This is a genomic window from Pontibacter populi (assembly GCF_019336435.1).
GTDB lineage: Bacteria > Bacteroidota > Bacteroidia > Cytophagales > Hymenobacteraceae > Pontibacter > Pontibacter humidus.
Genome location: NZ_JAHWXQ010000001.1, coordinates 1 through 15,841, shown reverse-complemented (window position 1 = coordinate 15,841; position 15,841 = coordinate 1). Strand labels below are relative to the sequence as shown.

General features: G+C 44.9%; 7 protein-coding genes. All 7 read left to right on the top strand.

Annotated features, from left to right (window positions below):
• The first annotated feature begins 45 nt into the window (after nucleotides 1-45).
• Nucleotides 46-1,086, top strand: coding sequence for a SusE domain-containing protein (locus KYK27_RS00035; RefSeq protein WP_199108039.1), 1,041 nt, complete (start codon nucleotides 46-48; stop codon nucleotides 1,084-1,086).
• Nucleotides 1,087-1,272: 186 nt separating this feature from the next.
• A complete protein-coding gene (locus tag KYK27_RS00030) occupies nucleotides 1,273-2,847 on the top strand; it encodes an alpha-amylase family glycosyl hydrolase (protein ID WP_199108038.1) in 1,575 nt (524 codons plus the stop codon).
• A gap of 37 nt (nucleotides 2,848-2,884) precedes the next feature.
• Entirely contained in the window at nucleotides 2,885-4,063 is a 1,179-nt protein-coding gene (locus tag KYK27_RS00025) for an aldose epimerase family protein (RefSeq protein WP_199108037.1), read from the top strand.
• Nucleotides 4,064-4,243: 180 nt separating this feature from the next.
• Nucleotides 4,244-6,970, top strand: coding sequence for an MGH1-like glycoside hydrolase domain-containing protein (locus KYK27_RS00020; protein ID WP_199108036.1), 2,727 nt, complete (start codon nucleotides 4,244-4,246; stop codon nucleotides 6,968-6,970).
• 543 nt (nucleotides 6,971-7,513) lie between these two features.
• On the top strand, nucleotides 7,514-8,494 hold the full coding sequence (locus KYK27_RS00015) for a helix-turn-helix domain-containing protein (RefSeq protein ID WP_199108035.1): 981 nt from the start codon (nucleotides 7,514-7,516) through the stop codon (nucleotides 8,492-8,494).
• Nucleotides 8,495-9,211: 717 nt separating this feature from the next.
• Nucleotides 9,212-10,786, top strand: a complete 1,575-nt coding sequence (lnt, locus tag KYK27_RS00010; RefSeq protein ID WP_233150186.1) for an apolipoprotein N-acyltransferase — start codon at nucleotides 9,212-9,214, stop codon at nucleotides 10,784-10,786.
• A 61-nt stretch (nucleotides 10,787-10,847) separates the two neighbouring features.
• Nucleotides 10,848-15,841, top strand: a 4,994-nt coding sequence (locus KYK27_RS00005; RefSeq protein ID WP_199108033.1) for an Ig-like domain-containing protein, incomplete at its 3' end; no start/stop codon positions are given.

The window sequence follows — 15,841 nt, the reverse complement described above, 5'->3', positions numbered from 1 at the left end:
TTTCTGCAGCTTTATTCATATAAAAACATTTTAATTAAATGGTTTATGAAAAACTGGCTAAATAAATATTTTATGATCTTCGTCGCGTCGCTGGCTCTTATGAGCTGCGAGAAAGATGAAGATACTGTAACTGTAAGAACAGGTACTGAACCAGCACTCACAGTATCAGCTACTAATCTTGTGCTTTTAGAAGATGAAAAAGCAAACGATGCTGTTACTTTAAACTGGAGTGCTTCTGATTTTGGCTATAATGCAGCTGTTAATTATACCCTTCAGTTTGCGCTGAAAGGAACTGATTTTGCAGCACCGGTTGAGCTGAATGCAGGTGGCGGTATACTTGAGAAAAAATTTACTGTAGAAGAGCTTAATAATCTTATTAACAAATTGCAGGTAACACCCTTCGAAGAAAACGAGATAGAAGTTCGTGTAAAAGCTACTGTGTCTAAATTCGTTGAGGCAGCTTATTCTGATGTTACGCAGCTGATTGTTACACCGTATCTGGCTGAGCCAGGGTACCTGTATGTACCGGGTGGCTACCAGGGTTGGAGCCCTGAAACAGCTCCGGCGCTGATCTCAGTTGATAACGATGGAATTTATAAAGGTATCATCAGCTTTGTGGGTGCTACAGATCTTGGCTTTAAAATTAACCCTGCCAGAAACTGGGACATGGACTATGGTAGCGGCGCTACGGCGGGTACACTTGCTGAGAAAGGTGGAAACCTGACAGTGCCAACAGCCGACACCTACGAGATAACTGCTAACACTAATACCATGACCTGGTCTTATAAGCTAAAATCATGGGGACTGATTGGTGATGCAACGCCAGGTGGCTGGGATAAAGACACTAATCTGAAGTACGATAATGCTGCAGGTGTGTGGAAAGCAACTATTGAGCTGAAAGCCGGTAACATCAAATTCAGATTTAACGATGATTGGGCTCTTAACTACGGTGACGACGACACATCAAATAATATTCTGAACCAGGGCGGTAAAGACATTCCGGTCACAACAGCAGGTACTTATGAAATAGTATTTGACAATGAGAACGAGGATGGAAGTGTTACATACTCTGTTACCAAAAAATAAGTAAGCTATTTCCTGAATAAGGAATAACTATTAAAAAGAAACCCGGCAACTATACATTGCCGGGTTTCTTTTTTTAAATTAGAAGCAGTAACTATAGTTGTGCATTTCTCAACAGCTATAACATTTGCCAGTTTACTTTTGAACAAACAGAAGTAGCCAAACTATAACCATATACCCCTCCGCTTTATGAAGAACCTGAAACTATACCACCTGTTGCCTGCTGCCGCTTTATTACTGGCCAGTGCCTGTAGCTCACCCTCAAAAATAGATAACCAGCCTGAGGCACAGGCAAGCAACTGGCCCAACGGTGTAACTTACGAGATATTTGTACAGTCTTTCTGCGACTCGGATAACGATGGGATTGGAGATATAAAAGGAATGACCTCGAAGCTGGATTACCTGGCCGATCTAGGCGTGACGGGTGTATGGCTGATGCCGATGAGCCCGTCACCGTCTTACCACAAATACGATGTTACGGACTACTATGGTATCCATCCGGACTATGGTACCATGGAAGATTTTAAAGAGTTTGTAGCAGAAGCGCATAAGCGAAACATAAATGTAGTGATCGACCTGGTGCTGAACCACTCGGGCAACGGGCACCCGTGGTTTAAAGAAGCTGCCAAAGATGAAAACAGCAAGTACCGCGATTACTATGTATGGGCCCATAAAGATGACTCGATAACTAAGGGCGAAGGTAAAACTACCGGTGCCGATTCTTACAATGTAAACCACTGGCACAGCGTACCGGGCAGTGACTATAAATACTTTGGGTACTTCTGGGGTGGCATGCCCGACCTGAATTTCGACAACCCTATAGTTCGCCAGGAGGCGTATAAGATTGGTCGCTTCTGGTTAAAGGATGTGGGAGTTGACGGTTTCAGGTTAGATGCAGCCCGCCACATTTTTACCGACGACAGACAGGAAGATAACCACAAATTTTGGGAAGAATTTAAAGCCGAAATGCAGAAGGTAAAACCCGATGTGTACCTGGTAGGCGAGGTGTGGGCAACGGCAGACGTGGCTGCGCCTTACATTAAAGGTCTTCCGGCATTGTTTAACTTTGAGATGAGCTGGGCCATACTGAAAGCGCTGAACCAGGGCACCGGCGATTCGCTGGCAATTAAACACGCCAACATTGCAGAAGCTTACAAAAAAGTGAACCCTGCTTATGTAGATGCCACCATCCTGAGTAACCATGATCAGAACCGCATCATGAGTGAAGTGAGCGGCGACATGAACAAGGCAAAACTGGCCGCAGCACTGTTACTTACGCTTCCGGGATCACCTTACATTTACTACGGCGAGGAGATAGGCATGAAAGGTAAAAAGCCGGATGAAGAAATTCGTGAGCCGTTTCTGTGGGATGTACAAGCCAACGATGAATGCCGCACCAGCTGGATGACGCCGAAGAACACGACAGAGCAAACCGTTACTCCGGTAGCTGTGCAACTACAGGACAAAGCCTCTATCCTGAACCTGTACAAGTCACTTATCAAACTGAGAAATAGCAGTGCTGCCCTTACCTCCGGAACAATAGAGCCGGTTACGTTAGAGAATAAAGCGATCAGTGCATTTGTGCGTGCGTACAAGGCCGAATCGGTTTTAGTGCTGCATAACCTTTCCGGCTCAACTGCAACTATAAGTTTACCGGCGCAACTGGCGAACTATAAAACAACAGCCTTCCACCATAACGATGCCAAACTGGTGAAAAACACCGTAGAGTTACCGGCTTATAGTACAGTTATTCTGCAGCAATAAATTTAAGAATTCATACACAAACTATAGTTTCGGAATCATGAAGAAACAACCTTTAAGGCACCAGCTACTGCTTGCCCTGTTCGGGATACTATCAACAGCAGGACTTAACAGCTGCAACAACACTGAACAGCATATGGCACAGACTGCAACTGTCGATACAGAAAAACCAGGAACGACGATCACCAAAGAATCTTTCGGCACGGCTCCGAATGGCGAGGAAGTGCAGCTTTACACATTAACTAACGAAAATGGCGTGCAGGTAAAAATTACCAACTATGGCGCTATAGTTACTTCCATCATTACCCCGGACAGAGAGGGTAATATGGGCGATGTAGCGCTGGGTTTTGACAATGCAAGTGGCTACGTGCCGAACGATCCGCACTTCGGGGGTATAGTTGGCCGCTATGCAAATCGTATTGCTAATGGTAAGTTTACAATCGACGGGCAGGAGTATAAACTGGCTACAAATGATGGCCCGAATCACCTGCACGGCGGAAATATTGGTTTTGACAGGGTAGTCTGGAAGGCGGAGGAATTGCCGGAGCAAAATGCCATAAAGCTTACCTATGTTAGTAAAGATATGGAGGAAGGCTACCCGGGCAACCTGACAGCTATCGTTACTTATAGTTTAACCGAAGACAACGGCCTGAAGATAGACTACGAAGCCACTTCCGACAAAGCCACGCCTGTAAACCTGACCAACCATAGTTACTTTAACCTGAGCGCCGGCCAGCAAAAAGATATTCTGAACCATGTTGTGCAGCTAAATGCCGATAAGTTTACTGCTCCGGATAAAGCACTTATCCCGACAGGCGAATTGGCATCTGTAAAAGGCACGCCTTACGATTTTACCACGCCACAACCGGTTGGTACGCGCATTAACAACCTGCAGGGCTATGGCTATGATCTTAACTATGTGATCAATAATGGTGGAGAGAAATTAACGCAGGCCGCTACAGTTTATGAGCCAACTACAGGACGTGTGATGGAAGTGTTTACCACCCAGCCGGGCATCCAACTATACACGGCCTATCACCTGGATGGCTCGCTAACCGGAAAGAACAAAACAACCTACAACAGTTTCGGCGGGCTTTGCCTCGAAGCACAACACTTTCCGGATTCTCCGAACCAGCCTGGTTTCCCGAACACGGTTATCAAGCCGGGAGAAAAATACCACGAAACTACCATCTACAAATTCTCTGCACGGAAGGAGTAAACTATAGTTTACAGCAAATAATGAGGGAGCTGTCTGCGATAAAGTGGTCAGCTCCTTTTTGCATGTCATCAAACTATAGTTTATGGTAGCTTTAGTGCTGGGGCATCATCAAAAATATAGTAAATTTAGGTTTTACAACTACAGTTAGGAGCTCACGGAGCTTACACAAAATATAACCTCATGAAATACATTTCCCTCAGGTCAAGTTTGCTGTTCTCTTTGCTTGTAATGGGCGCTTGCCAGTCGCAGAAACCAACCGCTGATACAACTATGAAATCAGAAGTTACAGCCGCCAAAGCTATATACCAGTCAGGTGCTTATGCTATTTACCCGGACAGTGTGGTGCAGGGTGAACATGTGGCGCGCATACTTTCGCCAACTGAGATCACATCAAACTATAAGAGCCCGGTTAATTTGTTCATGAGCCCAGGCGTAACGTTTAAGTTTGCCATTAACGGCCGCGACAACGAAATGGTACCCGGCACAGATCACTTCTTCAAATGTATTCCTGCGGATGGCGCCTGCGTTACGCCGGTTATCACATTTGGAAAGCAGATGAAAGATGATGCAGAAGTGCCGAAAGATGTGTACCTGGCTCCGAACAGCAAAATGACGGTTCGCCTGAACATGAATCCGGTGCTGGACGCTCTTAAAAAACAGGGTTTTTACACAACGCCCACCGGCGATAAGATCTATAAAGAAGATTTTAAAGGCGTTTACATTGCCGGCGGAACCGACCCGCTGAGCTGGGATTTTGATAACCTGGGTGGCAAAAAAGAAGCGGAACTGACTGATCCGGACGGCGACGGCATTTACGAGATCACGTTGCTGATGAACGAAAACCGCGACGAGAAAATGACAGCCCAGCAATGGACCATGTCGCATAACACAAGCGCGTTTCCGCAGTACCAGTCTGATTACCCGGTGGCAAATGCGTTATACAACCTGGCCCTGGAAGAGATGATAAATGCCGTGGAGCCGGATAGTACACTGAGAACAGGAAAAGAGTGGGCTGGCGTCTGGACCCGCGATATCAGTTATAGTATCATTCTGTCGATGGCGCAGGTGCAGCCGAAAGTATCGATGTATAGTTTGATGCGCAAAGTTAAAGATGGCCGCATTGTGCAGGATACCGGGACCGGGGGTGCATACCCTGTTTCGACAGACCGTGTGATATGGGCCGTGGCTGCCTGGGAAGTTTACAAAACTACCGGCGATGAAAAGTGGTTGCGGGAGACGTATGCGATCATCAAAAAGTCGTTACTCGATGACCAGAAAAATGCCTTTAACCCGAAAACAGGCATGATGCGCGGCGAATCGTCGTTCCTGGATTGGCGTGAGCAGACCTACCCGCGCTGGATGCAGCCTGCCGATATTTTTGAATCTGAAAACCTCGGTACCAATGCAGCACATTACCAGGCAAACATGGTAGCCGCCCAGATGGCCGACCTGCTTAATGACAAGGAGTCTGCTGCGAAGTTCAGGGAAGTTGCAGCAGGTATAAAAGAAGGAATAAACAAACATTTGTGGCTGGAAGACAAGGGCTACTATGCGCAGTACCTGTATGGCCGGAACTATAAAATCCTGTCGCCGAGAGCCGAGGCGTTGGGAGAAGCCTTAACTGTAATTTTTGATATTGCCGATGACGCGCGCAGCAAAACTATAGTTGCCAGCACGCCGGTTACGGATTTTGGTATCCCGAACATTTACCCACAGATACCGGGCATCCCGCCGTATCATAACAATGCTACCTGGCCGTTTGTGCAGTCGTACTGGAGTTTAGCCGCAGCCAATGCCGGCAACGAAACAGCCCTGACCGAAAGCATCAGCGCTATTTACCGCCCGGCAGCGCTATTCCTGACCAACAAGGAAAACTTTGTGTCTGCTTCCGGGGATTATGCCGGTACACAGGTTAACTCCAGCAACATGTTGTGGAGCCTGGCCGGTAGCCTGAGCATGGTGTACAAAGTGTACTTCGGAATGGACTTCAAAGCCAACGAAATTGAATTGAAACCATTTGTGCCGAAGGCTTTTGCCGGAACCCATAAGCTTACCAACTATAGCTACCGAAAGGCCGTGCTCGATCTGGAAGTAAGCGGCTATGGCAACCAGATCAAATCGATAACAATGGATGGCAAGCCGATGGAGAAGCCAGTAATACCTGGCAACTTAACGGGCAAGCATACTATAAGAATTGAGCTGGCTAACAACGAAGCAGGAGGGAAGTCCAACCAAACCGAAGGCTACACCTCTCCAGACACGCCGAAAGTAACCTATAGTTCAGGAAAGCTTAGCTGGCCAGCTATAGACGGTGCTGTTGCCTACCAGGTAATGAAAAACGGGAAGCTGCTGGAGAGAACGACAAATACTACCCTGAATGTGAGCCCCGGTACTTATGCCGAGTACATGGTGCTGGCTGAAGACAAAAATGGCGTCACATCGTTCGGGAGCGAACCATTGGCTATAGTTGCCGATACCTACAAACTGGTTTACGAGCTCGAGAAATTTGCACCAAAAGCTACCCAGCCTTACCGCGACTTTTCAGGCACCGGCTTTGTAGAGATCAGCAAGCAGAAGAACAAAGAAGTAAAAGTAACTATAGTTGTGCCTGAAGATGGGGTTTATGCAGTCGATTTCTGGTATGCCAACGGCAACGGCCCGATAAACACCAGCAACAAAGCGGCCCTCAGATCGCTGAAAGCTAACGGCAAGTTTGTAGGTACCATCGTGCTCCCACAGCGTGGTACCGACGAATGGAATAACTGGGGCTTTACCAACTCCGTGGAGGTTGCGCTAAAAAAAGGAAAGCAAACGATAAGCCTGACCTTTGAGCCACACAACGAAAACATGAACGGTGAAGTAAACCAGGCCATGCTGGATTATATGCGTGTGGTGAAGATCAGGTAAAGTTACTTTTTGGTAATAGAAATTAAGCAAGCTGGCTGATCCTGAGAATCAGCCAGCTTTTTTATTGCCAGGTCTATAGGTTAGTTTGTCAAAGTTCACCAGCGTAATGGCTTTTGTACGAAGATATGTAAATTCTAAATCCCCGGAAATTGCCTGCTTGTTAACATGAATCTGAAATAGTTTTAAACATGTTAATTCGTTTCTTAAAATGCTAAATTCCTCACTTTTGACTCGCTATAGTATGAGTTTTGAAATCGCAGTGGCCTATAGTTCAGGGTTTTGGAAGTCTAAACAAATCATCTATATACCAGGAAAATTTGGATGAAATGACGCCACTTCAAGTCCTGGATTTTACTTAACTGAAATGTAGGTTGGGTATGGTGTAGCAGGTTTGAGCCTGACCCGGTAATAAATATTAAATAAATTGTATATAACAGGTTGATATATAACCTGATATTTTACTTACATTTACTCAAGTGGATGAAAGCTATATTCATTTTGGCTTTTTTGCTAAACTTCTAACCTGACAAACCGGAACATCTGATGCGTGAAAAACCTTTACAATTCATACAAGTAAATCCGGAAGATATTACCTACATCCTGGGCCTGTTGTCGATGCAGCATCCGGTAAGTCAGGAACTGCAAGGTGAATTTTATAAACATGCCATCGCCATTCAGCTACAGGAAGGACAGCACCTGCTACGCCAGGGGGATAAGTGCAACTATATGTATTTTATAAGGGAAGGTGCCATGATGGCTTATTCCTTACACAAGCATAAAAAGATAACTACTTATATCTCTGTTGAGAATGAATTTGTCAGTTCCCTCTCAGGACTTTACGGCACGCAACCCTCCCGGGAAGCTATAGTTGCCATTGAGCCAACTCTGGTTTTGGGAGTTCATACAGACATACTACAAGATTGGTACAAGCGTTTTTTTGATCTTAACTACATCATCCGGCAGGTATACGAAGACTATTACCGCGATGCCCAGGAGCGGACACATGTGGTACGCGTTGGAAACGCCTCGGAGCGCTATCATTATTTCGTAAAATCGAAACCAGGCTATATCGACCGCCTCCCTTTGGAATGCATTGCTTCTTTTCTGGATATGAAACCGGAAACACTCTCCCGCATTAAAAAGCAGAACAAACTAATTGTGCAGGATACTGACACTGAAAGTTTATTTCAGCAGGTGGAGCAATTTATGCAGACAACAGAATGCTTCAAAGAAAAAACAATTAAGGTTCATAGTTTAGCTGCGCGCCTGGGCATTCCGGCTTACAAACTCTCTCTTGCCCTGAATACTTATGCCAAAACCAACTTCAAAGATTTTGTCAATCAGTACCGCATTTCTTATATAAAAGCACAATTAGAGAAAGAAGAGTTTTTGCAGAGCTTTACAATAGAAGCCCTTGCCCTGCAGGCAGGGTTTACCTCCAGAAGCGGATTTTATAAAGCCTTTAAAAAGATGGAGGGCATCAGTCCCAAAGAATACATGGCTTTTACGAAAATCTCTGGCTAAGCACCTATCGGCCTATTCTCCTGAGTTATCCGTTCCTGTGCACTGTTATAACAATGCCGGTAAACTGTGAGCTCTTTTTAGTGATCTTGAACTTCCCGGCTACCCCACTAAGAAGCACCTTCGTTGTTAAATCAACTATAAACTAGTACAAAACTGTTACCAGCTACTATTTGTGATTTTTATAGGTGTAGTTGACGTTTTGGATGTTCTGATGTAATCATAATTGCATTTAATAGTTAAAACTTATCCTTTTATAAATTTCTAATTTGTCTCCGTTTTCAAAGCAGGACAAATTAGTGCAACCCTGTATAACAACCTTTATATCCTTAAAAGTAACTTGCAGGCATATTATAAGGCTTTGATAAGTAAGCATCCTGATTCCCTGATGTTTGAGAGACTAACATAGTACAGTAAATCAGTTGTTAGTTTTCTGATGCATAGGGTCTCAAGATAATATACTTGTTCCTGTATCACATTACCTATTACCCGCTCCTTGCTCTATTACAGAAAACAATGAAGAACAGACCGCTTCCTGCTTAAGAGAAGCAAAACTTATAAGTGCCTTATAGTCAATTTTTAGCCAAACTTTTACCCACTTCTAATGAAACAAGTTTCACTCTTTACTGCGAGAGTGTGTTTGCAATCCATCATTGCGTGGCAGCGGGTAAAGCTGTTATTTGGTAGTATAAGTTTCGGACTAGTTATCTCTGGAACAGGATGCTGATACAGTTACGAAATTTTGCTGCATCTTATAGTTATGTGTCTGTCGTTGTATCGGCAATCCTTACAAGCCTATCTTTAATTTTTGTAAACTATACTATAGCTTGGTTTGCATTAAGTTTTTTATTCCTCTCTCTTTTCAGCATAACCCAGGCACGACAGGCAATTTATAAAGGGTTGGTGTTTGGAGTAGTATCTGCAGGGGTACTTAACTACTGGATGGTTCCTGCCATTGTGCAGTATGCACAGAGTAGCGTATGGTTAGGAGTTTTTTGTTGGCTGCTCTCGACTCTGATCATTGGATGCACATACGCATTCCAGTTCCTCATTTATTTTAAGGTAAGATTTTCAGCTGCTACGCTATCCGCATTTATAGGTAATGCACTGTGGATGGCCACTTTGTGGGTTACTGTAGAATGGCTTCGTGCCGTTCTTTTTTCTGGTATGCCCTGGATGAGCTATAGTATAGGTATTTCTCAGGCTGGAAACCTATTCCTGGCGCAGCCTGCTGCAGTAGGCGGTGTGTATATCTTATCATTTCTGGTTGTTATAGTTAATTATACTCTTAGCTATGCAGTTCATGCAAAAGCCTGGAGGCTGGTACTGGTTCCTGCTCTTATAGTAACAGCTCATTTTGCGTTTGGAGCCCTTCTTTATGCAAATATTTCACAACAGGTAAGTGCTGAGATTAAACCTAAAGTAAGTGTATCGCTCATCCTGGCATCTTTGTCACCGGAAACGGTTTGGAACGAACAAAATGGAAATGCTTTAGTCCAGAACCTGCTTTCTTTAAACAGGCAGGCAGCAGCTGGCAACTCAGATCTTATCTTATGGTCTGAAACAGTTATCCCCTGGACCTATAATGCCGAGGACGACTTTCTGAAAGAAATCTCCAAAGCCACATCTGTTACTAAAGCCCACTACTTGCTGGGCATGAGTACTGCTGTTGCAGAGAATAATAGTGCTGTTTACAATTCTGCTTATCTCTTTAACCCAACGGGTGGTGTAGTAGACCGCTATGATAAGGGAGAACTGCTCTCACTTGTTGAGTCGCCACTTTTTAATAATCCAGGCAATATAATTCTCCCTTTTCTGGCTGGTAGCGGGCTGATTGTACAGGAAGGCATAAGGCAACAGGCCATTAAAACGCCTTGGGGCAATGCGGGAGTATTGCTCTGCAACGAGTCAGCTGTGCCTGCCTTACTAAACAGATATGACACCGATCAGATTTCATTCCTGATCAATTTAGGAAACGACGGATGGTTTTCTGAATCCTTTATAACCGAGCAACATTTTTACAATGGCAGGTTAAGGGCAATAGAAGCAAGAAAGGATCTGGTTATCAATAGTAACAGGGGTATTTCCGGAGTAATACGTGCTAATGGTGACATTGGTGCCCGGTTTCAGTCTGATCAAGGCAGTGTACAACAGGTAGCTATTCACCCCAATCATATTCCGACACTTAACCACTATTTTATATACGCTGTTTTTTCGGCTATTGCTTTACTTCTACTTACCAGCTTTTACAAAACCCGCTTTCTCACCCCGAGCCTGAACAGCTCAGAGGATTGAATACTAGGACAAAACACAATGATTTACTATACAACTCAACAACTTTTTTAGCCAAATTAAAATGAAAAGACTTTTACTGTTTTTTTTCTTCTGTTGCTTGCTTCTCGAAGCGGTAGCTTCTCCTATGCTGTTTCATGGTAGTTGGCGCTGGAGAAATGACGATGGATCTGAAACTTCGGCTACCTGGAAAGGTGCAGAAAAAGAGGAAATTAAGGTTAGTAATGTAAATGAAACGATTCGTTTAAGAATCAAAGTCAATACAAGCGCTGGCTCTAATAGTCCTTCATCTGATAATGTCTCAATTGACAACCGACTAAGTTATTCAAGAAATCCTGAAGGACCATTTACGAAAATAACGTCCACAAGCACTTCTGGAGAGCACTTTGTCATGGCCTCAGGGGCGTTTGTGCCAGAAGGTAGTCCGACAACCCAACAACTGGTGTTGAATGATGGTGAGGTTTTTAGAGCAGGCCAGGTAATTACCAGTGCCACTCCATCGGGTTCTCTTGTATTTAATAATGAATCGTATGTGAAGGAGTTTGAATGGGTGTTAAAACCGACAACATCTGTAGTAGAGGGGAAGTATTATTTTCGTGTTGATGGTATAGAAAGTTTTGAGGTAAAACCTTTCCTTACTTTTCTGGCAGATACAGAAGCTCCTTCAATAAAAATCAAGAATATTACTGTGGCATTGGATGCTAATGGTAACGCTACTGTGGTTCCATTGGATTTTGATAACGGCACAACTGATAATAGCGGAAGTTATACGTTAAGTTTCACTAATTCCGGAAAAATATGTGCCACTGCAAATGAGAACGGTGAAGTAATTCTTGCGGCACCAACAGGTACCGTAATTACTAGCATAAATTTCGCGAGTTACGGTATGCCAGATGGTACTTGTGGTAACTTTTCGATTGGCTGGTGTCATGTTGCTGATAGCAAATCTATAGTTGAGAATCTGGCTCTCGGTAAAAATACTGTTACCATTAGTGCCAGTAACGAGGTGTTCGGAGATCCTTGTGGCGGGACGGTAAAACGTTTGTATGTTGAGGCCACTTATGGAGCTCCTGCTCAGAGCATTACTTATACCTGTAATAGTCTTGGTAATCAAAATGTAACAGTTTATGCAACAGATAACAGCGGTAATACATCTTCTGAAGTTGCTGAAGTAACTATAGTTGATAACATCAAGCCAACTATAACCGCGCCGGTAGCTGTTGCAGTTAATACAGATGCTGGAAAAGGCACAGCGTCAGGAGTCGTATTAGGCAACCCCATTACTGCCGACAACTGTTCCATAGCGTCCACTACAAACGACGCACCTTCTACTTTCCCTATTGGAAACACCGCAGTAACCTGGACGGTTACAGATGCTGCAGGAAATTTTGCCACTGCTACACAAACTGTTACTGTAGTTGGCATGGCAGCACCATCTACGCCGGATCTGTTAAGTTCAAGCGACTCAGGTTCAGGCAACACTGATAATATCACTAATGATAATACGCCTACCTTAGAAGGGACAGCATTATCTGGCGCTACCGTAAAATTGTATGCAAATGGTACAGTGGTTGGCAGTACTACGGCTAATAGCTCAGGTGCCTGGTCCGTAACCGCCAGCACTTTAGCGGAAGGAACTTATACATTCACGGCAATAGCGATAGATGGCTCAGGTAGCGAGAGCCCTGCTTCGTCGGGATTAAGTGTAACAATCGATACAACTGCCCCACAAACGACCATTACCGCTGGGCCTGCTTCCGTAACTAATGCAGCAAATGCTACCTTTACTTTCACAAGTAGCGAGACGGGCACCTTCAATGCAAGCGTGGATGGTAGTGAGTTTACTCCAGCTACTTCACCACTTAGCCTAACGGGGTTGAGCGAAGGCTCTCATAGCCTACAGGTAAGAGCCGTAGATGTCTCTGGAAATATAGATGCAACACCAGATACTTATACCTGGACGGTAGATGCAACAGCTCCAACTATAACAGGCATTACCCGGTCCAACCCAATGACAGCAACTACAAACGCGAGCACTGTTACCTATCTGGTAGCATTCAACGAGGCTGTTACAGGCGTTGATGCTAACGATTTCTCCCTGACGACTACAGGATCTGTAACAGGCACCATATCAAGTATTAGCGGATCGCAGAAGAATTACCAGATAACAGTTTCTGGTATTAGCGGTAGCGGCAACCTGCGTCTGGATGCAAAAGCTAGTGGTACCGGCATCAAGGATCCGGCAGGGAATGTGTTAAGTACAGGCTATAGTTCCGGCGAGGTCTACACTATAGATACTACCAAGCCAGCTATCACTTCTCTCTCCGTACCAGCTAACAGTACCTACAGAGCGGGTCAGCACCTGGACTTCACAGTTAACTTCGATGAAATCGTAACAATCGGAACAGTAGACGGTACTCCAACATTTGGACTTACCATTGGCTCTACTTCCAAAGAAGCAGCTTATGTGAGTGGTTCCGGTTCAGCATCCCTGATTTTCCGCTATACTGTACAGCAGGGTGAACAGGATATGAACGGCATCGCCCTGGAAGTAATTGCCTTAAATGGCGGCACTATAACGGATGCTGTCGGCAATGCGGCTGTCTTATCGCTGAGCGGGATGGCTCCTTCTACAGCAGGTGTTTTAGTAGATGCTATTGCACCAACACTGCAAACAGTAACTATTGCCTCGTCTAACAATGACATTACAAAAGCGAAACCAGGTGATATTGTTACCCTTAGTTTAGAAGCTTCTAAGCCAATAGCACTTCCAACAGTTGTTATAGCTGGACAACCAGCTACGGTAACGGCTGGTAGCACTACTGCTTACACCGCCACCTATACTTTAACTACGGCAGATCCGGAAGGAACGGTTTCCTTTAGCATTACCTATCAGGACCTGGCAAACAACTCGGGCACAACAGCCAGCTCCACTACTAACGGCAGCAGTGTTACTTTTGATAAAACAGCGCCCGTGGTACGTGCCCAGAATATTACCGTTCAACTGAACAAATCTGGTTCGGCAACTATTACGGTAGCAGCTATAGTCAATGGCTCCAGCGATAACGATGGTATTGCAACTATGACCTTGTCCAAGGCTTCGTTTGATTGCCGCAACGTGGGTACTAACGATGTGATACTGACCGTAACCGATTTGAGTGGCAATACAGCAACAGCAACGGCTACAGTAACTATAGCTGACCTGATCAATCCGACCATCACTGCTCCGGCAGCTGTTACAGTTAATACGGATACAGGCAAGAGTACTGCATCGAATGTAACACTGGGAACACCAATTACAGCTGATAATTGTTCGGGAGCCAGTGTAACGAATGATGCGCCTGCCACTTTCCCGCTTGGCAATACCACTGTAACCTGGACGGTTACGGATGCTGCAGGCAATAAAGCTACGGCAACGCAGGTAGTGACGGTAACAGATAATGAGAAACCGGTACCAACTATAGCTACACTGCCAACTATAACCGGCGAGTGCGCGGCAACTGTAACAGCCCCAACAGCAACCGATAATGTTGCAGGTACGGTTACGGCTACCACTATTAATCCAACTACATTCACAACGCAGGGTTCTTATTCCATTACGTGGACTTACACTGATGGAGCGGGTAACGCAACAACCCAGACACAAGAAGTTATAGTTAAAGATACACAGGCTCCTGTAGTTCTTAATATTGCTTCGAAGACGATTAACATTCCTGCCGGTTTTTCAAGAAACTGGACAATGTACACCCACAGTTTTGTTGACCCACTACCAGCTGGGGCTGTAGTTACTGGCATCACACTAAAATATTCGGGAAGGGACCAAAATAGTGGAGGAACAGGGCAATGGGCTCGAATGGTAGTTTCAGGTACACACATTGGTAGTAGCCAGTATTTCGGCTACAACCAGGATTTTACCATCAATTATAAAGGCGAGATTCCAGGGTATGTATATGGTGGAAATAACTATATGCGTATGGACTTTGATACCTATCCGGGGTGGACTGCCTATTTTAATGGTGGTACCATGACCATACATTATCAGGATGCAGCAACTCATGCTGCTGTATTGCCGGCAGTAACAGGCGAGTGTGCAGTAACAGTTACTACTATACCAAAAGCAACAGATAATTGTGGCGGAACTATAGTTGGCACAACTACTGATCTGCTAACCTATTCCGAACTTGGCGCCCATACCATTACATGGAGCTTTGATGATGGTAATGGTAATATCTCTACTTCAACGCAGCAGGTTATAGTTACCGATACGCAAAAACCACAGGTTATCACACAAAACATCACTGTGGAGTTAGATGCAACTGGTAAAGCAACTATAACACCAGCTATGATCAATAACGGATCTACTGATAACTGCTCTATCGCAACTGATGGCTATAGTTTAAGTAAGACTGACTTTACTTGCGCTGAACTTGGTGTTAACACTGTAACGCTTACTGTTACCGATGTGAAAGGCAACAGCGAAACGGCAACTGCTATAGTAACTATAGTTGACCCGATCAAGCCAACCATCACTGCGCCTGCTGCTGTCACAGTTAGTACAGATGCGGGTAAAAACACAGCCTCAGGTGTGGCATTGGGTACACCGGTAATTATTGATAACTGCAGTGATGTTATCATAACAAATGATGCTGCAGTTGACTTCCCGTTAGGTAATACAACTGTTACCTGGGAGGTTACAGATGCAGCGGGCAATAAAGCCTCAGCAACGCAGGTAGTGACGGTAACCGATAATGAAAAGCCGGTTCCGACTTTAGCTACATTGCCAACTATAACAGGCCAGTGCACGGCAGCTGCTACAGCCCCAACAGCAACCGATAACGTTGCAGGCACGGTTACCGGTACCACTTCAGACCCAACTACATATACAGCACAGGGTACTTATACCATTACCTGGACTTATGATGATGGTAACGGTAACAGCTCGATACAAACACAGGAGGTAGAAGTTAAGGACGATACCAGCCCAATAGTAGTAACCCAGAACCTCACCGTTCAGCTGGATGCTACGGGTAAGGCAACGATCACCGCTGCTCAGATCGA

Excerpts from the sequence above, each read along its gene's own strand:
- KYK27_RS00025 (WP_199108037.1), top strand. The coding sequence starts at position 2,885 with ATGAAGAAACAACCTTTAAGGCACCAGCTACTGCTTGCCCTGTTCGGG.
- KYK27_RS00015 (WP_199108035.1), top strand. The coding sequence starts at position 7,514 with ATGCGTGAAAAACCTTTACAATTCATACAAGTAAATCCGGAAGATATT.
- KYK27_RS00020 (WP_199108036.1), top strand. The coding sequence starts at position 4,244 with ATGAAATACATTTCCCTCAGGTCAAGTTTGCTGTTCTCTTTGCTTGTA.
- KYK27_RS00035 (WP_199108039.1), top strand. The coding sequence starts at position 46 with ATGAAAAACTGGCTAAATAAATATTTTATGATCTTCGTCGCGTCGCTG.
- KYK27_RS00030 (WP_199108038.1), top strand. The coding sequence starts at position 1,273 with ATGAAGAACCTGAAACTATACCACCTGTTGCCTGCTGCCGCTTTATTA.
- lnt (WP_233150186.1), top strand. The coding sequence starts at position 9,212 with ATGCTGATACAGTTACGAAATTTTGCTGCATCTTATAGTTATGTGTCT.